The following is a 22,793-nucleotide window of genomic DNA, read 5'->3' as shown; positions in this document are numbered from 1 at the left end:
CCCACGCACCTGACCGCTCCACGAGTCCGAGCCGCACACGGCCCGGAGGATGCGGCGGAATCCATACGCACCGGGCCGATGGCGTCCCCGCACCCAACATCCCCACATCCACGACACTGTGAGGACGGTCGACAGATGGCGCTCACGCCTCCCCATTCCCGCTTCGGGACCGTGCCTGGCCCGCAGGGCCTGTACGACCCTGCCCACGAGAAGGACGCCTGCGGCCTCGCCATGGTCGCGACCCTTCGCGGCACGGCCGGGCACGACATCATCGACGCCGCGCTCGAGGCGCTGCGTCACCTCGAGCACCGCGGCGCGGTCGGGTCGGACGCCGGCACCGGCGACGGCGCCGGCATCATCACCCAGGTGCCCGACGCGTTCCTGCGCGCCGTCGCGGGCTTCGAGCTCCCGGCGGCCGGGCGGTACGCGGTCGGCAACGCGTTCCTTCCGAACGCCGAGGACGAGCGCGCCGAGGTCAAGGCGGCGCTGGAGTCCATCGCGGCCGAGCACGAGCTGACCGTCCTCGGCTGGCGTGCCGTTCCGGTGCGCCCGGACGAACTCGGGACGCTGGCCCGCCAGGCCATGCCCGTGATCGAGCAGCTGTACGTCGCGTCGACCCGCGTCGACGAGAGCGGCGAGGCCGTCTCCGGCATCGCGCTCGACCGGCAGACCTTCTTCCTGCGCAAGCGGGCGGAGCGCGAGCTGGACCTGTACTTCTCGTCGCTGTCGAGCCGCACCCTGGTCTACAAGGGCATGGTCACCACGCTCCAGCTGGAGCCGTTCTACCCGGACCTCTCCGACGAGCGCTTCGCCTCGAAGCTGGCGCTCGTCCACTCCCGCTACTCGACGAACACGTTCCCGTCGTGGCCGCTCGCGCAGCCGTTCCGCATGATCGCGCACAACGGCGAGATCAACACGGTGCAGGGCAACCGCAACTGGATGCGCGCCCGCCAGTCGCAGCTGGAGAACGAGCTGCTCGGCGACCTGAAGCCGGTCTTCCCGATCGTGACGCCCGGCGCATCCGACTCCGCCTCGTTCGACGAGGTCGTCGAGCTGCTGTCGCTGAGCGGCCGGTCACTCCCGCACGCCGTCATGATGATGGTTCCGGAGGCCTGGGAGAACCAGACCGAGATCGACCCGGTCCGCCGCGCGTTCTACGAGTACCACTCGATGCTCATGGAGCCGTGGGACGGCCCGGCCGCGATCGTGTTCACCGACGGCTCCGTCGTCGGCGCGACGCTCGACCGCAACGGCCTGCGTCCCGGACGCTACGTCGTCACGAACGACGGCCTGGTCGTGCTCGCCTCCGAGATCGGCGTGCTCGACTTCGAGCCGAGCCGCGTCGTCCGCAAGGGCCGCCTGCGTCCCGGCCGGATGTTCCTGGTGGACACGGTCGCCGGCCGCCTCATCGAGGACGAGGAGATCAAGTCGGAGCTCGCAGCCGGCGCCCCCTACGGGGAGTGGCTGGACGAGGGCCGGATCAACCTGAAGGACCTCCCGGAGCGCGAGCACATCGTGCACACCCCTGCGTCGATCACGCGCCGCCAGCGGACGTTCGGCTACACCGAGGAGGAGGTCCGGATCCTCCTCCGCCCGATGGCGACCACCGGCGCGGAGCCGCTCGGCGCGATGGGATCGGACACGCCCGTCGCCGTGCTCTCGGAGCGCCCGCGCCTGCTGTTCGACTACTTCACGCAGCAGTTCGCGCAGGTGACCAACCCGCCGCTCGACTCGATCCGCGAGGAGGTCGTCACCTCCCTGAAGCTCGGCCTCGGGCCGGAGCGCAACCTGCTGTCGGCGGGCCCGGAGCACGCGAAGCAGGTCGTGCTCGACTTCCCGGTGATCGACAACGACGAGCTGGCGAAGATCCAGCACATCGACCCGCGGCCGGGCAGCACGCTGACCACGACCGTGCGCGGCCTGTACCGCTCCGACGCCGGTCCCGACGCCCTGGAGCGCCGTCTGGCCGAGATGTGCGACGAGGTCGACGAGGCGATCGCGTCGGGTGCGCAGTTCATCGTGCTGAGCGACCGCGACTCGACGAAGGACCTCGCGCCCATCCCGTCGCTGCTGATGCTCGCCGCCGTCCACCACCATCTCATCCGCTCGGAGACCCGCATGAAGGTGGGTCTGATCGTGGAGGCGGGGGATGTGCGCGAAGTGCACCACGTCGCCCTGCTGATCGGGTACGGCGCTTCGGCGATCAACCCGTACCTCGCGATGGAGACCTGCGAGGAGCTCGTCCGCAGCGGGATGATCACCGGTGTCAGCCCCGAGAAGGCGGTCAAGAACGTCATCAAGGCGCTCGGCAAGGGCGTCCTGAAGATCATGTCGAAGATGGGCATCTCCACGGTGTCCTCCTACGCGGGCGCCCAGGCGTTCGAGGCCGTCGGGCTCAGCCAGGAGTTCGTCGACCAGTACTTCACCGGCACGACCAGCAAGCTGGGCGGCGTCGGGATCGACGTGATCGCGGCCGAGAACCTCGCCCGCCACGACAGCGCGTACCCCGCAGAGGGCGCGGCGCTCGCGCACGAGCGCCTCGCGACCGGCGGCGAGTACCAGTGGCGTCGCGACGGCTCTCCTCACCTGTTCAACCCGGAGACCGTGTTCCGGCTGCAGCACTCGACGCGCACCCGGCGCTACGACGTGTTCCGCGAGTACACGAAGCTCGTCGACGACCAGTCCGAGTCGCTGATGACCCTGCGCGGGATGTTCTCGCTCAAGGAGGGGGAGCGTCCGCCGGTGCCGCTGGAGGAGGTCGAGTCCGTCTCGTCCATCGTCAAGCGGTTCTCCACGGGTGCGATGAGCTACGGCTCCATCTCGCAGGAGGCGCACGAGACGCTCGCGATCGCCATGAACCGGCTCGGCGCCAAGTCGAACACCGGCGAGGGCGGCGAGGACCTCGACCGCCTGCTCGACCCGGAGCGGCGCAGCGCCATCAAGCAGGTGGCGTCCGGCCGGTTCGGCGTGACGTCGATGTACCTCACGCACGCCGACGACATCCAGATCAAGCTCGCGCAGGGTGCGAAGCCCGGCGAGGGCGGCCAGCTGCCGCCGACCAAGGTGTACCCGTGGGTCGCGCGCACCCGTCACGCGACCGCCGGTGTCGGCCTGATCTCGCCGCCCCCGCACCACGACATCTACTCGATCGAAGACCTCAAGCAGCTGATCTTCGACCTGAAGCGCGCCAACCCGGGCGCCCGCGTCCACGTCAAGCTCGTCTCCGAGTCGGGCATCGGCGCGGTCGCGGCCGGTACCGCCAAGGCACTGGCCGACGTCATCCTGGTCTCCGGCCACGACGGCGGGACGGGCGCCTCGCCGGTCAACTCGCTGAAGCACGCGGGCACGCCGTGGGAGCTCGGGCTCGCGGAGACGCAGCAGACCCTGATGCTGAACGGGATGCGCGAGCGCGTCGTCGTGCAGGTCGACGGTCAGCTGAAGACCGGCCGCGACGTCATCGTCGGCGCTCTGCTCGGCGCCGAGGAGTTCGGCTTCGCGACGGCTCCGCTCGTCGTCTCCGGCTGCATCATGATGCGCGTCTGCCACCTGGACACCTGCCCGGTCGGCGTCGCAACGCAGAACCCGGAGCTCCGGGCGCGGTTCTCCGGCAAGCCGGAGTTCGTCGTCAACTTCTTCGAGTTCATCGCCGAGGAGGTGCGCGAGTACCTCGCGGCCCTCGGCTTCCGGACGCTGGACGAAGCGATCGGCCACGCCGAGCTGCTCGACGTCGACCGCGCCATCGACCACTGGAAGGCGTCTGGTCTCGACCTCACGCCCATCCTGCACGGACCGGCCTTCGGTCCGGAGGCGCCGCGGCGCAACGGCCGGGCGCAGGACCACGAGCTGGAGCACCACTTCGACGTCCAGCTGATCGACGCTGCGCGCGACGTGCTCGAGAACGGCGGCCGCATCGAGCTGAGCCTCCCGATCCGCAACACGGAGCGGGCCGTCGGCACGATGCTCGGCCACGAGGTGACCGTCCGGCACGGCGAGAACGGCCTTCCCGCCGGTTCGATCGACATCACGTTGACCGGTTCGGCCGGGCAGTCGCTCGGCGCGTTCCTCCCCTCCGGCATCACGCTGCGCCTGGAGGGCGACTCGAACGACTACGTGGGCAAGGGCCTCTCCGGCGGCCAGATCGTCGTGAAGCCGCCGCGGGACAGCGTGTTCGCCGCCGAGCGCAACGTGATCGCGGGCAATGTGATCGGGTACGGCGCGACGCAGGGGAGCATGTTCATCCGCGGCATCGTGGGCGAGCGCTTCCTGGTGCGCAACTCCGGAGCGACGGCAGTGGTCGAGGGCGTGGGCGACCACGCGCTCGAGTACATGACCGGCGGACTCGCCGTGATCCTCGGCGGCACCGGTCGCAACCTCGGCGCCGGCATGTCCGGGGGCACCGCGTACGTCTACGACCTGAAGCGCGAGCGGGTCAACCGCGACGCGCTCGCGACCGGCGAGCTGGAGCTCCTTCCGCTCGGCAGCGCGGACATCGAGATCGTCCGCGACCTGCTGGAGCAGCATGCCGCCGAGACGGGCTCCGAGCTCGCCTCCCGGATGCTGGAGGACTTCGACGCGACCGTCGCGAAGTTCGTCAAGGTGCTGCCCCGCGACTACGCCGCGGTGATGCAGATGCGCCAGGAGGCCGTCGACGAGGGACTCGATCCCGACGGCGACATCGTGTGGAACAGGATTTTGGAGGTGACCGGTGGCTGATCCCAAGGGATTCTTGAAGGTGACCGAGCGGGAGCTGCCCAAGCGCCGCCCCGTCTCGGTCCGGCTGATGGACTGGAAAGAGGTCTACGAGGCCCAGGACCCGGCGCAGCTGCGCCGCCAGGCCGGCCGCTGCATGGACTGCGGCGTGCCGTTCTGCCACTCGGGCTGCCCACTGGGCAACCTGATCCCCGAGTGGAACGACCTCATGTGGCGCGGCGAGGGCCGCCAGGCGATCGAGCGCCTCCACGCGACGAACAACTTCCCGGAGTTCACCGGGCGGCTGTGCCCGGCGCCGTGCGAGTCGTCCTGCGTGCTCGGCATCAACCAGCCGGCCGTCACGATCAAGCAGGTCGAGGTCTCGATCATCGACCAGGCCTGGCAGAACGGCTGGGTGCAGCCGCAGCCGCCGGAGCGCCTCACGGGCAAGACGGTCGCCGTCGTCGGCTCGGGCCCAGCCGGCCTCGCCGCCGCGCAGCAGCTGACGCGCGCCGGTCACACCGTCGCCGTCTACGAGCGCGACGACCGGATCGGCGGCCTGCTGCGGTACGGCATCCCGGACTTCAAGATGGAGAAGAAACACCTCGAGGCGCGTCTCAACCAGATGATGGCCGAGGGCACCCGATTCCGCGCGGGCGTCGACATCGGCACGGACATCAGCTGGGACGACCTGCGCGCCCGGTACGACGCGGTCGTCGTCGCCACCGGCGCCATGGTCCCGCGCGACCTGCCCATCCCGGGCCGGGAGCTCTCGGGCGTGCACTTCGCCATGGAGTACCTCGTCCAGCAGAACAAGGCGGGCGCTGGCGACCAGATCTCCGACCAGATCACCGCGGACGGCAAGCACGTCGTCGTCCTCGGCGGCGGCGACACCGGTGCGGACTGCATCGGCACCGCCCACCGCCAGGGCGCCGCGAGCGTGACCAACCTCGCCATCGGCAAGCAGCCGCCGGCGGAGCGCCCCGAGCACCAGCCGTGGCCGACCACGCCGACGCTGTTCGAGGTCCAGTCGGCGCACGAGGAGGGCGGACGCCGCGAGTACCTGGCGTCGACCGTCGAGTTCGTCTCCAACGAGTTCGGCGAGGTGCGCGCCCTGCGCGTCGCCGAGACCGAGTTCCTGGACGGACGCCGGGTGCCCAAGGCGGGCACGGAGCGCGAGATCCCCGCCGACCTGGTGCTTCTCGCCCTCGGATTCACCGGCCCGGAGCAGCAGGATCTGTCCTCGCAGCTGGGTCTCCCGTTCGACGGCCGCGGCAACGTGGCGCGCGATTCCGACTACCAGACGGAGCAGGAGGGCGTGTTCGTCGCCGGTGACGCCGGCCGCGGTCAGTCCCTCATCGTGTGGGCTATCGCAGAGGGCCGGGCAGCGGCAGCCGCTGTTGACCGGTATCTTGAAGGGGAGACGCAGTTGCCGTCTCCGATCCGTCCCACCGACCGCGGCATCCTCGTCTGAGCGAGGCGATGCCCGCACGACCGGGCGCCACCAAGAAATCACGCGCCGTCGGCGCAGAATCACGGAGCGAACAGAAAAGCATGAGAAGGGCCAAAATCGTCGCGACCCTCGGGCCGGCGACCTCCAGCTACGACAACATCCGCGCGATCATCGACGCGGGTGTGGACGTGGCCCGCATGAACCTGAGCCACGGCAGCTACGAGGTGCACGAGGGGGTCTACGCCAACGTGCGCAAGGCCGCCGACGACGCCGGGAAGCCGGTCGCCGTCCTCGTCGACCTCCAGGGCCCCAAGATCCGTCTCGGCAAGTTCGAGGCCGGGCCGTACGAGCTCGCCGAGGGCGACATCTTCAAGATCACCACCGAGGACATCATCGGCACCAAGGAGATCTCCTCGACGACGTTCAAGGGCCTCCCCAACGACGTCAAGCCGGGCGACTTCCTCCTCATCGACGACGGCAAGGTGCGCGTGCGCGTCATCGAGGTCGAGGGCCCGGTCGTCACGACCGAGGTCATCGTGGCCGGTCCCGTCTCCAACAACAAGGGCATCAACCTGCCGGGCGTCGCCGTGAACGTCCCGGCACTGTCCGACAAGGACGAGGCCGACCTGCGCTGGGGCCTCAAGCTGGGGGCCGACCTGATCGCCCTCTCGTTCGTGCGGAACGCCAAGGACATCGAGCGCGTGCACGAGATCATGGCGGAGGAGGGCCGCAAGGTCCCCGTCGTCGCCAAGATCGAGAAGCCGCAGGCCGTGGATGCGCTGGAGGAGATCATCGAGGCGTTCGACGCCATCATGGTCGCCCGCGGCGACCTGGGCGTCGAGCTGCCGCTGGAGGCCGTGCCGATCGTGCAGAAGCGCGCCGTCGAGCTGGCCCGCCGCGCGGCCAAGCCGGTCATCGTGGCGACCCAGATGCTGGAGTCGATGATCTCGAGCCCGGTGCCCACCCGCGCCGAGACCTCCGACGTCGCGAACGCCGTCCTCGACGGCGCGGACGCGGTCATGCTCTCGGGCGAGACCAGCGTCGGCGAGTACCCGACGGTCACCGTTCAGACCATGGCGCGCATCGTCACGTCGACCGAGGAGCACGGACTCGAGCGCATCCTGCCGCTCGGCACCCGTCCCCGCACGCAGTCGGGCGCGATCACGCTCGCCGCGGTCGAGGTCGCGGACTTCGTCGAGGCGAAGTTCCTCTGCGTGTTCACGGAGTCGGGCGAGTCGGCTCGCAGAATGGCCCGGCTGCGCAGCCGCATCCCCATCCTGGCCTTCACGCCGGAGGAGTCGGTGCGCCGCCGCATGTCGCTGTTCTGGGGTGTCCAGTCCTTCGTCGTCGGCCGTGTCACCCACACCGACCAGATGGTCGCGCAGGTGGACGAGGCCCTGAAGTCGACCGGCCGCGCCGTGGACGGCGACAAGGTGATCATCATCTCCGGTTCCCCTCCCGGGATCCCCGGAACCACCAACGACATCCGCGTGCACCGGGTCGGCGACGTCCTGTAGCACCGGTCGGAAGGGTCCCGCTGCGGCGGGGCCCTTCTGCGTTCCCGGCCGCGCGCCTGGGGCCGCGAAAGACGGAGGCGTTCCGGTCGCGTCCACCCGCATCCACCTCCGTTCACCGCATCCGCCGGCGCGTCGGCGCTCCTTCTCCTCCCATTCCGACGGCGGCAGCGGCCGGTCCGGGGCAGCGGCCGTGGCGGTTCCCTGACGGATGGGACGGACGGAAACGGAGGCGATCGGGCTCGCCGCACCGGCGACGGACGGGAGACGGAGGGGATGGCGGCGGCAGTCGCGCGCGGCTCCTCCGTTCGGTCGCCGAGGGGCGGCGCGAGGCCCGTCCCCGCTGGCATCGTCCTGCGGGATGACGCCGGGTACGACCGGGGGATGAACTCCGGCTTTCCCATGCAATCCGCAGGGTCGGATGGGGTGGCTCGCGCGTACCCTCGGACTATGGAACACCGTTGGATGCGCTGGGCGCCCGCCGTCGTCGCCCCCGTGGCGATCGCCGCCGCCGTCATCGTCTCGCCCCTCGCCGCGGGAGCGTCCGACCTCCCCGTGAAGTCACCGGCCGATGTGCTGCGACTGGTCGCCGCGAGCGACACCCGCTCGTTCTCCGGCACGGTCGAGCAGAGCTCCGACCTCGGGCTTCCCGACCTCCCCGCGACCACCTCGAAGGGCATGGACGACGGCGACGCCGCGAACCTGCTCGAGCTGGCCCTCTCCGACCACACCGCCAAGGTGTGGGTCGACGGCCCGACGCACGTGCGCGTCCAGGTGCTCGACAAGCTGGCCGAGCGGGATGCGATCCGCAACGGCACGGACCTGTGGCTGTACCAGTCGAACGGCGAGAAGGTCGCGCACGCCACCGTCCCCGACTCCCGAAAGGCGACGCCGACGCCCGACGCCACCGCGCTGACCCCGTCGCAGCTGGCGCAGCGCTTCCTCGCCGCGGTCGATCCGTCCACGAAGGTGTCCCTCGGCGACGCCACCACGGTGGCCGGGCGCGACGCCTACGACCTCGTGCTCACGCCGCGCACCGACGCGACCCTGATCGGCTCCGTCTCCATCGCCGTCGACGGCAGGACCGGCATCCCGCTGAAGGTGGCCGTCACCGCCCGCGGTGCCGGCGCCCCTGCGTTCGAGGCCGGGTTCACCGCGTTCAGCGACCAGAAGCCGGATGCCGGCGTCTTCGCATTCACGCCGCCGAAGGGCGCGAGCGTGTCCGAGCAGAAGCTGCCGACCGGCGCGCAGGCGAAGGACGCCGCGGGTGCGCACCACAAGCCGGCGGTCTCCGGCGAGGGCTGGGCGACCGTCGTCTCCCTGCCCGCGGGATCCGCTCCGGCCGGGGTTGCCGACGATCCGCTCTTCGCGCAGCTGACGCAGCCCGTCGACGGCGGCCGGGCGCTCAGCTCCTCGCTGGTGTCGGTGCTGATCACCGCGGACGGCCGCGTCCTGGCCGGGTCCGTGCCGGTCTCGACCTTGCAGACCGCGGCCGCGCAGGCGACGGGGCAGTGACCGACGCGGCGATCGCGACCAGCGGGCTCACCAAGCGCTTCCGGTCGCGGGCGGTCGTCGACGGCCTCGACCTCGACGTGCCGCGCGGCTCGGTGTTCGGGTTCCTCGGCCCGAACGGGTCGGGGAAGACCACGACGATCCGGATGCTGCTGGGCCTCGTGTCGCCGTCCGCCGGCTCGATCCGCGTGCTGGGGGAGCCGATGCCCGACCGCGGCGCGCGCGTGCTGCCGCGCGTCGGCGCCCTGGTCGAGGGGCCGGCGTTCGCTCCGTACCTGTCGGGCGCCGCGAACCTGATGCGGCGCGACACCGCCGACCGGTACGCGCCGGGCGCGACGCGGCGGGCGCGGGTCGAGGCGGCTCTCGAGCGCGTCGGTCTCTCGCACGCGGCCGGCAAGCACGTCCGCGCCTATTCGCTCGGGATGAAGCAGCGGCTCGGCATCGCCGGCGCCCTGCTCACCGACCGCGATCTCCTGGTGCTCGATGAGCCGACGAACGGGCTGGACCCGCAGGGCACCCGCGAAGTCCGCGCCCTGGTGCGGTCGCTCGCCGATGAGGGGACGACCGTGTTCGTGTCCAGCCACCTGCTGGCCGAGATCGAGCAGGTCTGCACCCACGCGGCGATCATGCGCACCGGCCGGCTGGCGGCGCAGGGGTCGCTCGACGAGCTCCGCAGCGCTTCCGGCCCCCGGGTCGCCATCGAGACCCCGGACACCGCCCTGGCATCCGGGGTGCTCGCGCGGTTCGGCCTGGAGCCGGTCGCCACCGGGGACGGCGTGGAGGCCTCGCTCGGCTCGCCGGCGCCTGCGGCGGAGGACCTGTCGGCGGCGCTCGTCGGCGACGGCGTCCGGCTGCGCGGATTCGCGGTGCGCTCGTCCAGCCTGGAGGAGCGTTTCGTGGAGCTCACCGGGGAGGGCTTCGATGTCGAGCAGTGAGCTGTCGGACGCCGGGCAGGTCCCGATCGACCACGCGGTCCCTCCGCCGAGCGCCCGCGCGGCCGGGGGCATCGCGGCGCGGAGGGAGCGCGCGAGCGGAGGCTGGGCGCTGCTCGGGTCGGAGATCTCGGTCATGTTCCGGCGCTGGCGCACCTGGGCGATGCTGGGGGCTCTCGCGGCCATCCCGCTGCTGATCGCGATCGCGGTGCGGGTCACCGGCGGCAGTTCGCGCGGTCCCGCCTTCCTCAGCGAGATCACGTCGAACGGGCTGTTCGTCGCCTTCACCGCCCTCGTCGTGTGCGTCCCGCTGTTCCTGCCGCTGACGATCGGGGTGGTGGCGGGCGACACGATCGCCGGTGAGGCGAGCCACGGCACCCTCCGTTACCTCGTGATCGCGCCGGCCGGGCGCCTCCGGCTGCTGGCGGTCAAGTATGCGGGCTGTGCCGTGTTCTGCATCGCGGCCGCCCTGGTCGTGGGGCTGGCGGGAACCCTGATCGGGATGCTGCTCTTCCCGATCGGGCCGGTCACGCTGCTGTCCGGCGTCCAGGTGAGCATGGGCGATGCGTACCTGCGGCTCCTGCTGATCGCCCTCTACATCGTGGTGTCGCTGCTCGGGCTGTGCGCGATCGGGCTGTTCCTCTCGACGCTGACGGACGTGCCGGTGGGCGCGATGGCCGCGACCGCGGTGCTCGCCGTCGTCTCGCAGGTGCTCGACCAGCTGCCGCAGCTGGACGGGCTCCACCCGTGGCTGTTCAGCCACTACTGGCTCGGGTTCGGCGACTTCCTGCGCGACCCGATCTCGTGGGACTCGTTCGGCGACAACGCGTTGCTGCAGCTCGGCTACATCGTCGTCTTCGGTGCGCTGGCCGTCGGCCGCTTCACCACGAAGGACATCCTGAGCTGACCCGCCGGACGCATCAGGGAACGGACTCGGCGGTCTGCTCCAGCTCGGACCGGGGATGGTCGCGCTGCGTGGCGATGGTGATCCCCGCTGCGAGGCAGACCACCAGGATGCCGATCAGCTGGATGAGCGTGAAGCGCTCACCCAGGACGATCACGCCGAACACGGTCGCGACCACCGGTCCGAAGCTCGTGATGACGGCGTACAGCCGTGGCGTGATGCGACGCAGGATGAAGGTGTCGAGGCTGTAGGGGACGGCCGACGACAGGACGCCGAGGGCGAGCAGCAGGAGCAGCACCCGCGCATCCACCCGGCTGTAGTCGATGACGACGAGGGCGAGCGGCACGGTCAGGACGGTCGAGACGACGCTCGCCACGCTCAGGCCCTCGAGCCCCGGGAGGCGCATCGCGACCTGACGGGTGAGCAGGATGTAGGCGGCCCAGGCGGCGGCAGCGGTGAGGGCGAGGGCGACGCCGAGCGGGTCGACCGTCCCCTCGGTGGCCGTCAGGAGCAGGACGCCCGCCGCGGCGGCCACCGCGCATCCCGCATCGAGCAGACGCCGCGAACCGGCCAGGGCGAGGGCGAACGGCCCGAGGAACTCGATGGTGGCGGCGATGCCGAGCCCGAGCCGCCCGACGGCTTCGTAGAAGCTCAGGTTCATGGCGGCGAGCACCACGCCGAGCGCGAGGGCCGGCCACAGCCGCCGCCAGGTCAGCTCCGCGCGGCGCGGCCGGTAGAACGGCAGGACCGCCACGGCCGTCACGACCTGTCGTGCGGCGACGACGACGATGGATCCGACGATCGGGATGAGGAGGCCGGCGAGCGCCGACCCGTAGTTGATGCTCACTTCCGTCGCCACCTGGGTGCCCGCGCCGACGAGGCGGTCGCGACGGGTGGAGCTCACCCGGTCGAGCTTACCGGCCGGCGGCACCGTCGAACGCGCCGCCGGACGGCGGAGGGGTTCAGACCGTCCGCCGCATGATGGCGCGCGTCGCGCTCGGGCGGCGCACCACCTCGAACCCGCCGTCGCGGAACAGCGCGACGGTGCCGTGATAGCGCTCCGCCGTGGACAGCGAGGGCCGGACCTCCGGGTCGACCGGATACCCCTCGACGACCTCGGCGCCCTGCGTGCGGGCATGCGCGACCGCGCCGTCCAGCAGCGCACGGGCGATGCCCTGCCGGCGGAACTCGGACCGGACCACGAAGCACGTCACCGCCCACGGGTCGGCGGGGTCGTCGTCGCGCCTGCGGGTGATGGGGGAGCGGGCGAGCGTCGGGTAGGCCGAGTACGGCTCCACAGCGGCCCAGCCGACGGGCTGTCCGTCGATCCAGGCGATGACTCCCGGCGAACCGGACCGCACCTGCTCGTGCAGCAGCTCGCGGCGCTCGTCCACCGAGATCCGGTCGTTCTGCGCCCGGGGCACCTTGAACCACTGGCACCAGCATCCCGACGGGTCGCCCGGGGTGCTGAACACGGTCTCCAGGTCGCCCCAGACGGCATCGTCGACCGGCCGGACCACAGTGTCGCTCATACCTCGACGCTAGCGCGCCGTCGTGGAACGGGCTAGGGCCCCGGCGCCTCGCCGTGCGGCGTAGCGCGGCGAGGAGGTGCGCTCACCCCACCCCGCGGAGCACGCACACCGTCTTGGGCGCGGGCGTGAGCGCTGCGGTCGCTGTCCAGTCCTTCTTCTCCTTCGCACCGACGGAGACGGTCGTGTCCGCCGTTCCGAGCACGGTGCCCGTGTCGGTGGTGAAGAAGACCGTGATCGTGTAGTCGACGGCCGTGTCCGTGGGATTGGAGGCCGTTCCGCCCGCGCGCCATCCGCCGTCCGCCTTCTCGCAGGAGGCGAGCGCCACGTTCTTCCGGAGCTCCGGGGTGTTGGGGACATCGGTCGGCACATCCGTCGCCTGCTGCACGCCGGTGGGGAGGCCGGCGATGCCGGTCGCGGTCGGCCGCGCGGTCGTCGGACCGGGCGCCGGCGTCCCGGTGCAGGCGGTTGCGAGCAGGCAGACGGCGATCGCGACCGCCGCGAGCGCGGCGATGCGGTTTCGGGGGTGGCTCATGGTCGGTTCCTTTCCGGCGGCGGCTTCACGGGACGATGGTCACGGGGGTGCCGAGCGGGAGCTCGTCCACCGCACCGATGGCGTCGGCGTCGACGCGGATGCAGCCGTGCGAGACAGCCCCCGTGCTGACGCCGGCGTAGTGGATCCCGATCAGTCCGCCGTCGCCACCGGTGTACGGCTCGTCGGCGGCGGTGGCGTGGAGGGACGTGAGCTGGATCGGGTGGACGGTCTCGCCCTGGCGCGGGTCGAGGTAGCGCTGCTGGAGGTATCCGGTCGTGTTCGTCGGCGTCGGCGTGCCCGGGGTGCCGACGCCGACGGGAAAGGTCTGTCGCGCCGTGCCGTCCTGCAGGATGGTGAGCGACTGCCGGCCCACCGAGATCAGGACGCGGTCGGCGAGCTGCTTCGGGCCGTGCACGTCCGCCGTCCGGACCCAGGCGGCGCTCTGCGCCGGCGCCGTTCCTCCGGACTGCGACGGAAGGGTCACCCGCGCCGGCGTGAGGATCAGCGTCCAGTCGCCCTCCGGAGCGGCGCCGACGACCGTGGTCGCTGCACCGAGGAAGTCGGCCGCCAGCAGCCGGGCGACCGGCGTGCGACGGTCGCGCCCGTACAGGGCGATGTCCGTCTCGATGCTGTAGCGCGTGGTGATCGTGTCCGCCGTCCCGTCGTACGCGAACAGCCGGGGGATCACCGCATCGAAGGTGGCGGCGGGCAGGGTTGCGAGAGTCGCCGGGCCGACGGGGGATGCGTCGCCACCGGGCCCGGCGAGCGGCGAGCTCCGCTGCGACATCGCGCCGGATCCGATGGCGGGGAGGCGTGGCGGCCCGAATGCCACGCTCCCCGCCACGGCGACAGCGGCGGCGAGGAGGACGAGCAGTCCGAGAGCCGCTGCGCGCTGCGCTGTGCTGCTCATGGCTCCTCCGCCCTCTTCCCGTCACCGCCCGGGGACCCTGTCAGACCCGCCGTGCTGCCGACTGTGTCAGGCGCCGCGGCGGTCCGAAAGGCAGCTGTCGGACCTGTCGCACCCCCGGGGTCCCCCGTAGGATCGCGATATGACGACGGCCGCGGAGCGCACCCTGGACGAACACACCCTCGACCGCATCGACGCCTGGTGGCGCGCGGCGAACTATCTGTCCGTCGGGCAGATCTACCTGCTCGACAACCCGTTGCTGCGGCGGCCGCTCTCGCGCGACGACATCAAGCCGCGGCTGCTCGGCCACTGGGGGACGACTCCGGGGCTCAACTTCATCTACGCGCACCTGAACCGCGTCATCCGCGAGCGCGACCTGAACACCCTCTTCGTCGCCGGCCCCGGCCACGGCGGGCCGGGCGTCGTCGCCGGCGCCTACCTCGACGGGACGTACAGCGAGCTGTACAGCGCGATCGACCGGAGCGAGGACGGCCTGCGCCGCCTGTTCCGCCAGTTCTCCTTCCCCGGCGGCATCCCGAGCCATGCGGCTCCCCAGACGCCCGGCTCGATTCACGAGGGTGGCGAGCTCGGCTACGCCCTCTCGCACGCGTACGGCGCCGCGTTCGACAACCCGGACCTTCTGGTGGCGGCTGTCGTCGGCGACGGCGAGGCCGAGACCGGACCGCTCGCGACCGCCTGGCACTCCAACAAGTTCCTGAACCCGGAGCAGGACGGCGTCGTCCTGCCGATCCTGCACCTCAACGGATACAAGATCGCCAACCCGACCGTGCTCGCGCGCATCCCCGAGTCCGAGCTGCTCGATCTGATGCGCGGCTACGGATACACGCCCTACATCGTCTCCGGCGCGTTCGACATCGAGGACCCCCGCGCGGTGCATGAGCGGATGGCTGCGACGCTGGACGAGATCCTCGACCGGATCGCGGAGATCAAGGCGGCAGCGGCGGCCGGAGAGCTGGACGGCCGTCCCGCGTGGCCGATGCTCATCCTCCGCACCCCGAAGGGATGGACCTGCCCCGCCGAGATCGACGGGCACCCCGCCGAGAACAACTGGCGCTCGCACCAGGTCCCGCTCGCGAACGCCCGCGACACCGAGGCGCACACGCGGCTGCTGGAGAGCTGGCTCGCGTCGTACCGCCCGGAGGAGCTGTTCGACGAGCAGGGACGCCCGATCGAGCTGATCACCGGCCTCGCCCCCGAGGGCGAACGGCGGATGAGCGCCAACCCGGTGTCGAACGGCGGCCTGCTGCGGCGCGACCTGCGGCTGCCCGACTTCCGCGACTACGCCGTCGACGTGCCCGCGCCCGGCGAGACCGTCGCGGAGGCGACCCGCGTCCTGGGCGAGTGGCTGCGGGATGTGATGATCGCCAACCCGCACGACTTCCGGCTGTTCGGCCCGGACGAGATCGCATCCAACCGGCTCCAGGCCGTGTTCGAGACGACCAGCAAGCAGTGGAACGCCGGCTACCTGCCGATCGACGCGGACAATCACCTCGCGCCGACAGGCCGCGCGATGGAGGTGCTCAGCGAGCACCAGTGCCAGGGCTGGCTGGAGGGTTACCTGCTGACCGGCCGCCACGGCGTGTTCACGTCGTACGAGGCGTTCATCCACATCGTCGACTCGATGTTCAACCAGCACGCCAAGTGGCTGAAGTCGGCCGGCGAGGTCTCCTGGCGCCGACCGGTCGCCTCCCTCAACTACCTGCTCAGCTCGCATGTCTGGCGGCAGGACCACAACGGCGCGTCGCACCAGGACCCGGGCTTCATCGATCACGTGGTCAACAAGAAGGCCGACGTTGTGCGCGTCTACCTGCCGTTCGACGCCAACACGCTGCTGTCGACCTACGACCACTGCCTGCGGTCGGTCGACTATGTGAACGTGGTCGTCGCCGGCAAGCAGCCCGCTCCGAACTGGCTGACCATGGAGGAGGCCATCGCGCACTGCACGCGCGGCATCGGCATCTTCCCGTGGGCCGGGACCGAGGTGGAGGGGGAGGAGCCGGATGTGGTGCTCGGCTGCGCCGGTGACATCCCGACGCTCGAGACCCTCGCCGCGGCCGACATCCTGCGCCGCCGGCTGCCCGACCTGAAGGTGCGCGTGGTGAACGTCGTCGACCTGATGCGGCTGCAGAGCGAGGGGGAGCATCCGCACGGGCTGAACGACCGCGAGTACGACGCGCTGTTCACCGCGGACAAGCCCGTCATCTTCGCGTACCACGGCTACCCGTGGCTCATCCACCGGCTCACCTACCGCCGCAACGGGCACGCCAACCTGCACGTGCGCGGCTACAAGGAGGAGGGCACGACGACGACACCGTTCGACATGGTGATGCTCAACGACCTCGACCGCTACCACCTGGTGATCGACGTGATCGACCGCGTCCCCGGACTGGCCGCCCGCGAGGCCGAGCTGCGTCAGGAGATGCAGGACGCCCGCCTGCGGGCGCGCCAGTACACGCGCGAGCACGGGGAGGACATCCCCGAGGTGGCGGAGTGGACCTGGGCCGGCGGCGACCGCACGACCCGGTTCGACACGACCGGCGGCGACAACGACTGACCCGGGTCTCCCGTGCACTCGGTTGACACGACACGCCGTCCGCGCCCGGCGCCGGACGGCGTGTCGTGTCCACTCGACGTGGCCGTAGGCGGCGCGGAGGTCAGAGCGGGCGGAGGGTCTCCGGGTCGACCACGGTCAGCTCGGCGATCTTCGCGGCGCGGCCGTCTCCGGAGGAGCGCCCGGTGAGCCGGCGGCCGATCCACGGCAGCACGTGACGGCGGTAGTACTCGGCGGTGCGGCGGGTGCGCGCGCCCGGCGGCGCGGCGGCGACCTCCTCGACGCCCCACTCGACCGGCACCGGGATGCCGAACGCCGTCAGCACGTTGCTCGCCACCCGCGCGTGCCCGAGCGGGCCGAGGTGCAGACGGTCCTCCGACCAGTAGCGGATGTCCTCCAGGCCTTCATCGGCCCAGTTGTCGACGAAGGTGATGCCCTCGCGGGGGAGCATCGCCCGGACGGCCGCCGCGAGCTCCTCGCCGCGGCGACGGATGAGACCGCCGAGGGGCAGGTGCGCGCTCGGGTTCGCGCCGCTCAGCAGCAGCATGTGGCTGCCGGACGCCACGACGCGGTCCGCAGCATCCATCAGTGTCTGCGCGACGGCGTCGATCGAGACGCGGGGTCGCATGATGTCGTTGCCGCCGCCGTTGAGGCTGACGAGGTCGGGATGCTGCGCGATCGCCGGATCGACCTGCTCGGCGACGATCGGCCCGAGCTTGCGGCCGCGCACCGCGAGGTTCGCGTACCGGAACGGCCCGTCGGCGGCAGCGGCCATCCCGAGAGCCACGAAGTCCGCCCAGCCCCGGACGCGGCCGTCGGGCAGCTCGTCGCCGACGCCCTCCGTGAAGCTGTCTCCGATGGCGATGTAGCTGGCGAATGCGGTGCTGGACACGGGTGCAACGCTACTCCGCGCGGCTACCATGGGCCGCATCGACCGCGTCCGACGGAGGGCGCGGCCCGCGGACGATGCGGCCCGCGGACGAGGCGATGGAGGGGGACCCATGCAGAAGGTCAGTTCGTTCCTGTGGTTCGAGAAGGGGGTGGAGGAGGCGGCCCGGCTGTACACGTCGTTGATCCCCGGCTCCGAGATCCTGGAGGTCCAGCGCTTCGGGGAGGGCATGCCGGACGGCCTCGTTGTGCTGCGCTTCACCCTCGCCGGCGTCGAGTACCAGGCCATGAACACCGGGCCCGCCGGAGGCTTCACCGAGGCGTTCTCGCTCTCGGTGCTGTGCGACGACCAGGCCGAGGTCGACCGATTGTGGGAGGCGCTCACCGCGGACGGCGGCGAGGAGAGCATGTGCGGCTGGCTGAAGGACCCCTGGGGCGTCAGCTGGCAGATCGTGCCGAAGCGGCTGCTCGAACTGCAGTCCGACCCGGACCCGGCGCGCGCGGCCCGGGCGAATCAGGCGATGCTCGGGATGCGGAAGCTCGACATCGCCGCGCTGGAGGCCGCCGCCGACGGCCGCTGACGCACGCTCGCATCCCGTGAGGTGCTCGCACCTGCCCTCACGCACGGCGTGTCCGCCGCACCTGCGAGCACCTCGCTCCTGGTGTGGGCGGGGGTGAGGGTCAGGTCAGGGGGCGAGCAGGGTCTGCCAGCTGAGGAGGTGCTCGACCGTGACGCCGCCGTAGCCGCGCAGGCCGCCGAGGGCCGTTCGCACCTTCGCCGTCTCGGCCTCGAGCAGGGCCGCGCTGTCGTCCCCGAAGGTCGCGGCCGGTCCGCCGGCGACCTCGGGGGTGTCCGTCTCGACGCCGATGCTGAACGGGATGCGCTTGGCGGCTGCCGCGGTCGCCGCGGGCTTCGCGAGCGCCACGATCCCGTCGGTCCCGGCCGCGTGGTCGCTGAACGCCACGATCGCGACCGACTTCAGGTGAGGGAGCAGCGCGTCGAACGCCGTACCGCCTCCCGGCTGCGGCTTGGCCGCGAGCCACCAGGGCAGGTCGGCGCCGATCGGAACGGACCCCGCGGCCGTGCGGGCCGCGTCGTACATGGCCTGAAGCTGAGCGACCACGGCGGGGAGCTCAGCGTCGGACGAGACCACCCACGGCTCGACATCGAACTGCACCGCGTCGAAGGGAGCCGCGCGCAGGGCCGCGGAGGTCCACGTCGCCGCGAGCGACGGATCGCTCGCCCACGCGGGGTCGCCGCCGAGGGCCGCCACCTTGGCCACGCCGGCGGCGTGCAGGGCGTCGACGGCATCCGTCAGCCACACGCCGAAGGGGCCCTCGTCCGCCGCCCACGGCACGGACAGGAAGACGGTGCGCAGGTGGTGTGCGGCAGCGAACTCGGCGAGCGCCTGCGGCTCGAACTGCGGGAGCCCCTCGCCGCGCGCGTCTTCTGCCGGGTCGATCGGGTTGCCCCACGCCCACATCCCGCTGATCGCCGAGGTCGGCGATGTCGCGTCGACGCGCTGCGTCACCGCGGTCGCCGGGGCTGCGGCGACGAGGGAGCCGCCCACCACGAGTGCGAGCGCGGCAGAGGTGATCGCTGAGCGGAGAGTCGGAGCTCGCATGGCACACCCTTAGATCGCGGAACGGAACGGTCACCGCAGATTCGGGTGTGCGGTACGACCATCATCGCAGTATCCCGGAATACGTCTATGCCGCATTCGGGGTACACGATCCGCGTGGTGTGTCGCGTTGCGCGTGCCGGCGCCGTGCCGCCTCTCAGTCGCGCCAGCCCAGCGCAGGAGCGATCTGGGTGACGATCGTCTCCAGCAGGTGGGCGTTGTATTCGACGCCCAGCTGGTTGGGGACGGTCACCAGCAGGGTGTCCGCGTCCGCGACCGCGGCATCCTCGCGCAGCTCCTCCACGATCCGCTCCGGCTCGCCCACGTAGCTCTTGCCGAAGCGCGCCAGCCCGCCGTCGAGGTGGCCGACCTGGTCGTGCCGCTCCGCGAGGGCGGAGGCTCCGAAGTAGCGGCGGTCGAGGTCGGTCGTGATCGGCAGGATACTGCGGCTGACCGACACCCGGGGCTCGCGCTCCCAGCCGGCCGCCGCCCAGGCGTCGCGGTACTGCTGCAGCTGCTCCGCCTGGAGGTCGGAGAACGGAACGCCCGTGTCCTCCGTCAGCAGCGTCGAGCTCATCAGGTTCATGCCCTGCTCCGCCGCCCACACGGCCGTCGCGCGGGTGCCCGCGCCCCACCAGATCCGGTCGGCGAGTCCGGGGGACTGCGGCTCGATGGCCAGCGCGCCGCGCTGCCCGCCGGTCATCGCCGGGTTCGCCTCCGCGACGCCCGCACCGGCGATCGCCGCGCGGAACAGCTCGGTGTGCCGCCGGGCCATGTCCGCATCCGTCTCGCCGTCTGCGGGCACGTAGCCGAACGACTCGGAGCCGCGCAGCGCCGTCTCGGGTGAGCCGCGGCTGACGCCGAGCTGCAGCCTGCCGTCGGAGATCAGGTCGGCCGCCGCCGCATCCTCTGCCATGTAGAGCGGGTTCTCGTAGCGCATGTCGATGACGGCCGTGCCGATCTCGATGCGCGAGGTGCGCGCGCCGATGGCCGCGAGCAGCGGGAACGGCGACGCCAGCTGCGGCGCGAAGTGGTGCACGCGGAAGAACGCGCCGTCGGCTCCGAGCTCCTCCGCGGCGACGGCGAGGTCGATCGCCTGGTGGAGGGCGTCCGCGGCAGTACGCGACACGGAGCCGGGGATGGGCTGGTAGTGCCCGAAGCTGAGGAACCCGATGCGTTTCACATCCACTCCAATCGGTCCTGGTCGCAGCCTATTCCGTCGGGTTAGAGTCCCGGGTGTGGCGGAGTGGCTGTGTGCGACCTGTGCCGTGGAGACGGTGCCCCGGATGACGGCGTCGGGGGAGGAGCCTCCCGAGCGCTGCCCGATCTGCGAGGACGAACGGCAGTACGTGCCGCCGACCGGTCAGGAGTGGACGACGCTGCAGCGGTTGCAGCGCGAGGGCGAGCACATCGTGGTCGCCGAGCTCGAGCCCGACCTGTACGGGCTGCGCAGCGAGCCGAAGGTGGGCATCGGCCAGCAGGGCCTTCTGCTGCGCACCCCGGACGGCAACCTGCTCTGGGACCCGCCCGGGTACGTCGACGAAGCCGCGGCCGCTGCGGTGCAGGACCTCGGCGGGGTCGCCGTCATCGCGACCAGCCACCCGCACATGTTCGGCGCGCAGGTGACCTGGTCGCGGATGCTCGGCGACCCGCCGGTGCTCGTCAACGCGGCCGACCGCCACTGGGTGCAGCGCGACGACCCGGCCATCCAGTCGTGGACGGGAGAGGAGGAGGTGCTCCCCGGCGTCCTGCTGCGCACGGTCGGAGGGCACTTCCCCGGGAGCGCTGTCGTGCACTGGGACCGCGGCGTCGTGCTCAGCGGGGACACGGTCTTCCCCGGGCCGTCGCAGCGGTGGGGGACGTTCCAGCGCAGCTTCCCCAACGACATCCCGCTCTCCGCCGCCGTCGTCCGGCGGATCGCCGACACGGTCTGCGACCGCCCCTTCGACCGGATGTACGGCAACCTGGGCAACGTCATCCCGCGGGAGGCGCGCGACGCGGTGCTGCGCTCGGCCGACCGCTACATCGGGTGGGTCAGCGGGGCGTTCGACCACCTCACCTGACAGGCGGCCGGAGCACGCCGCTCAGAGGAACGGCGCGAGCTCCAGCTCCATCGCGGGCTTCGGCTTCGCCCCGATGATGGTCTTCACCACCTCGCCGTCGCGGAACACCTTCATCACCGGGAGGGCCAGCGCCTTGTAGGCGACCGTGCTCTCCATGTTCTCGTCCGCGTTGATCTTGACGATGCGGATGCGGTCGGCGTGCTCGTCCTGCAGCTGCTGCAGGATAGGGCCGAGCGCACGGCACGGGCCGCACCATTCCGCCCAGAACTCGACGACGGTGGTGCCGGGCGCGGCGAGCACGGCCTCCGGGAAAGTGGCGTCGGTGACGCTCTCGATCGTGGTCATGCGAGCACGCTAAGCCCTGACCACGGGGGCAGGGTCAAGCGGAGACGCGCCGATCCTGTGCGAGCATGGGAGGAGGAGGTGCGCATGGAGATCCTGAGCCCGCAGCAGATCCGCGAGTCGTTCGTCAACTGCTCCCGCAGCGAAGCGGAAGAGCTTCCGCTCCCGCCCGGGTTGCACGAGGTGGACTGGGCCAGACGCGAGTACCTCGGCTGGCGCGACCCGCGGCTCCCGCAGCGCGGCTACGTCGTCATCCCGACGGCGGACGGCCCCGTCGGCATCGTGCTGCGCGCGTCAGAGGCCTCCATGCGGTCGCATGCGCCGTCGATGTGCGGCTGGTGCCAGGATGTGCACCTCACCAACGACGTCTGGTTCTGGTCGGCGCGCCGCGCCGGTCAGCCCGGCCGCAACGGCGACACGGTCGGCACGCTGGTCTGCGGTGCGTTCGAGTGCAGCGCCAACGTTCGGCGCACGCCGCCTCCGTCGTATGTCGGGTTCGACGCCGACCGGGTGGCCGAGGACCGCGTCTCCGGCCTCGCCGACCGTGCCAGGCGGTTCGCCGCGACCGTGGTCGGCGCCCGCATCTGAAGTCGTGCCGCTGGTGGGACTCGAACCCACACGCCCTTCCGGACAAAGCATTTTGAGTGCTCCGCGTCTGCCATTCCGCCACAGCGGCGCACAACAACCCCTGAAGAATACCGTAGGCTTTCGGACGTGACTGACCAGGAATCCACCCCCACCGCACCCCGTCGCGTCGTCGTGGCGGAGGACGAATCGCTCATCCGCCTCGACATCGTCGAGATCCTGCGCGACAACGGTTTCGAGGTCGTCGGAGAGGCCGGTGACGGCGAGACGGCGGTCGCGCTCGCGACCGAGCTGCGGCCCGATCTGGTCATCATGGACGTCAAGATGCCGCAGCTCGACGGCATCTCCGCCGCGGAGCGCCTGTCGAAGGACCACATCGCGCCCGTCGTGCTGCTGACCGCGTTCAGCCAGAAGGAGCTCGTCGAGCGGGCGACCGAGGCCGGAGCGCTCGCCTACGTTGTGAAGCCGTTCACGCCGAACGACCTCCTGCCCGCCATCGAGATCGCTCTCGCCCGCTACCAGCAGATCATCGCGCTGGAGGCCGAGGTATCCGACATGGTGCAGCGCTTCGAGACCCGCAAGCTCGTCGACCGCGCCAAGGGCCTGCTCAACGAGAAGATGGGCCTCAGCGAGCCGGAGGCGTTCCGCTGGATCCAGAAGGCGTCGATGGACCGCCGCCTCACCATGCACGACGTCGCCCAGGCGATCATCGAGCAGCTCGCGCCCAAGAAGTAAGGCGCGCCGCG

The 22,793-nt window shown here is 71.4% G+C and carries 19 protein-coding genes and 1 tRNA gene; 11 read left to right on the top strand and 9 right to left on the bottom strand.

Annotated elements, in window-relative coordinates; genetic code table 11:
• Nucleotides 1-135 precede the first annotated feature (135 nt).
• The 6 genes from gltB to BJ963_RS05925 all read left to right on the top strand — a co-directional run bounded on the left by gltB (nt 136) and on the right by BJ963_RS05925 (nt 11,007).
• Nucleotides 136-4,713, top strand: a complete 4,578-nt coding sequence (gene gltB / locus BJ963_RS05950) for a glutamate synthase large subunit (protein ID WP_179455264.1) — start codon at nt 136-138, stop codon at nt 4,711-4,713.
• Nucleotides 4,706-6,163, top strand: coding sequence for a glutamate synthase subunit beta (locus BJ963_RS05945; RefSeq protein ID WP_089910566.1), 1,458 nt, complete (start codon nt 4,706-4,708; stop codon nt 6,161-6,163). Before gltB ends, BJ963_RS05945 begins: the two co-directional genes overlap by 8 nt.
• Before the next feature lie 80 nt (nt 6,164-6,243).
• Complete coding sequence (gene pyk, locus BJ963_RS05940) at nt 6,244-7,659, top strand: pyruvate kinase (RefSeq protein WP_089910569.1); 1,416 nt, start codon at nt 6,244-6,246, stop codon at nt 7,657-7,659.
• Nucleotides 7,660-8,121: 462 nt separating this feature from the next.
• Nucleotides 8,122-9,171, top strand: a complete 1,050-nt coding sequence (locus BJ963_RS05935; RefSeq protein ID WP_179458046.1) for a LolA family protein — start codon at nt 8,122-8,124, stop codon at nt 9,169-9,171.
• Nucleotides 9,168-10,103 (top strand): ATP-binding cassette domain-containing protein, encoded by a 936-nt coding sequence (locus BJ963_RS05930; RefSeq protein WP_179455262.1) that lies wholly within the window; start codon nt 9,168-9,170, stop codon nt 10,101-10,103. The genes BJ963_RS05935 and BJ963_RS05930 overlap by 4 nt, the downstream gene beginning before the upstream one ends.
• Nucleotides 10,090-11,007 carry an ABC transporter permease gene (locus BJ963_RS05925; RefSeq protein WP_281363846.1) on the top strand — a complete coding sequence of 306 codons (918 nt, stop codon included), beginning with the start codon at nt 10,090-10,092 and terminating at the stop codon, nt 11,005-11,007. The genes BJ963_RS05930 and BJ963_RS05925 overlap by 14 nt, the downstream gene beginning before the upstream one ends.
• Before the next feature lie 13 nt (nt 11,008-11,020).
• Here the strand turns inward: BJ963_RS05925 and BJ963_RS05920 are convergent, their stop codons facing one another.
• The 4 genes from BJ963_RS05920 to BJ963_RS05905 all read right to left on the bottom strand — a co-directional run bounded on the left by BJ963_RS05920 (nt 11,021) and on the right by BJ963_RS05905 (nt 13,978).
• Nucleotides 11,021-11,908, bottom strand: coding sequence for an EamA family transporter (locus BJ963_RS05920; protein ID WP_179455260.1), 888 nt, complete (start codon nt 11,906-11,908; stop codon nt 11,021-11,023).
• Between the two features lie 58 nt (nt 11,909-11,966).
• The gene (locus BJ963_RS05915; protein WP_179455258.1) at nt 11,967-12,536 is read right to left on the bottom strand and encodes a GNAT family N-acetyltransferase; all 570 of its coding nucleotides are present in this window, start codon (nt 12,534-12,536) and stop codon (nt 11,967-11,969) included.
• A gap of 82 nt (nt 12,537-12,618) precedes the next feature.
• Nucleotides 12,619-13,068, bottom strand: a complete 450-nt coding sequence (locus BJ963_RS05910; RefSeq protein ID WP_179455256.1) for a hypothetical protein — start codon at nt 13,066-13,068, stop codon at nt 12,619-12,621.
• 25 nt (nt 13,069-13,093) lie between these two features.
• The gene (locus tag BJ963_RS05905; protein ID WP_231947122.1) at nt 13,094-13,978 is read right to left on the bottom strand and encodes a L,D-transpeptidase family protein; all 885 of its coding nucleotides are present in this window, start codon (nt 13,976-13,978) and stop codon (nt 13,094-13,096) included.
• 139 nt (nt 13,979-14,117) lie between these two features.
• Here BJ963_RS05905 and BJ963_RS05900 point away from each other — a divergent pair, with 139 nt between their 5' ends.
• A complete protein-coding gene (locus BJ963_RS05900) occupies nt 14,118-16,550 on the top strand; it encodes a phosphoketolase family protein (protein ID WP_179455254.1) in 2,433 nt (810 codons plus the stop codon).
• A 100-nt stretch (nt 16,551-16,650) separates the two neighbouring features.
• Here the strand turns inward: BJ963_RS05900 and BJ963_RS05895 are convergent, their stop codons facing one another.
• Nucleotides 16,651-17,439, bottom strand: a complete 789-nt coding sequence (locus BJ963_RS05895; protein WP_179455252.1) for a GDSL-type esterase/lipase family protein — start codon at nt 17,437-17,439, stop codon at nt 16,651-16,653.
• A gap of 109 nt (nt 17,440-17,548) precedes the next feature.
• On the opposite strand from BJ963_RS05895, the gene BJ963_RS05890 reads away from it, so the two are divergent.
• Nucleotides 17,549-18,016, top strand: a complete 468-nt coding sequence (locus BJ963_RS05890; protein ID WP_089910590.1) for a VOC family protein — start codon at nt 17,549-17,551, stop codon at nt 18,014-18,016.
• Between the two features lie 105 nt (nt 18,017-18,121).
• Here BJ963_RS05890 and BJ963_RS05885 read toward each other — a convergent pair whose 3' ends face one another.
• Nucleotides 18,122-19,060, bottom strand: a complete 939-nt coding sequence (locus tag BJ963_RS05885; protein ID WP_179455250.1) for a hypothetical protein — start codon at nt 19,058-19,060, stop codon at nt 18,122-18,124.
• A 154-nt stretch (nt 19,061-19,214) separates the two neighbouring features.
• Entirely contained in the window at nt 19,215-20,246 is a 1,032-nt protein-coding gene (locus BJ963_RS05880; protein ID WP_089910597.1) for an LLM class flavin-dependent oxidoreductase, read from the bottom strand.
• A gap of 97 nt (nt 20,247-20,343) precedes the next feature.
• Here BJ963_RS05880 and BJ963_RS05875 point away from each other — a divergent pair, with 97 nt between their 5' ends.
• Nucleotides 20,344-21,120 carry an MBL fold metallo-hydrolase gene (locus tag BJ963_RS05875; RefSeq protein ID WP_179458044.1) on the top strand — a complete coding sequence of 259 codons (777 nt, stop codon included), beginning with the start codon at nt 20,344-20,346 and terminating at the stop codon, nt 21,118-21,120.
• A gap of 21 nt (nt 21,121-21,141) precedes the next feature.
• On the opposite strand, the gene BJ963_RS05870 is transcribed toward BJ963_RS05875, so the two are convergent.
• Complete coding sequence (locus BJ963_RS05870; RefSeq protein ID WP_089910604.1) at nt 21,142-21,465, bottom strand: thioredoxin family protein; 324 nt, start codon at nt 21,463-21,465, stop codon at nt 21,142-21,144.
• Nucleotides 21,466-21,549: 84 nt separating this feature from the next.
• On the opposite strand from BJ963_RS05870, the gene BJ963_RS05865 reads away from it, so the two are divergent.
• The gene (locus BJ963_RS05865; RefSeq protein WP_179455248.1) at nt 21,550-22,050 is read left to right on the top strand and encodes an FBP domain-containing protein; all 501 of its coding nucleotides are present in this window, start codon (nt 21,550-21,552) and stop codon (nt 22,048-22,050) included.
• Between the two features lie 5 nt (nt 22,051-22,055).
• On the opposite strand, the gene BJ963_RS05860 is transcribed toward BJ963_RS05865, so the two are convergent.
• Nucleotides 22,056-22,138 (bottom strand) — tRNA-Leu (locus BJ963_RS05860).
• Between the two features lie 38 nt (nt 22,139-22,176).
• Between BJ963_RS05860 and BJ963_RS05855 the strand changes: the two genes are divergently transcribed.
• Nucleotides 22,177-22,782, top strand: a complete 606-nt coding sequence (locus BJ963_RS05855) for an ANTAR domain-containing response regulator (protein WP_089910612.1) — start codon at nt 22,177-22,179, stop codon at nt 22,780-22,782.
• The last annotated feature ends 11 nt before the right edge of the window (nt 22,783-22,793 follow it).

The sequence above is a fragment of the Leifsonia soli genome (genome assembly GCF_013408745.1).
GTDB classification, from domain to species: Bacteria; Actinomycetota; Actinomycetes; order Actinomycetales; family Microbacteriaceae; genus Leifsonia; species Leifsonia soli.
This window is presented reverse-complemented; position numbering and strand designations above follow the sequence as displayed.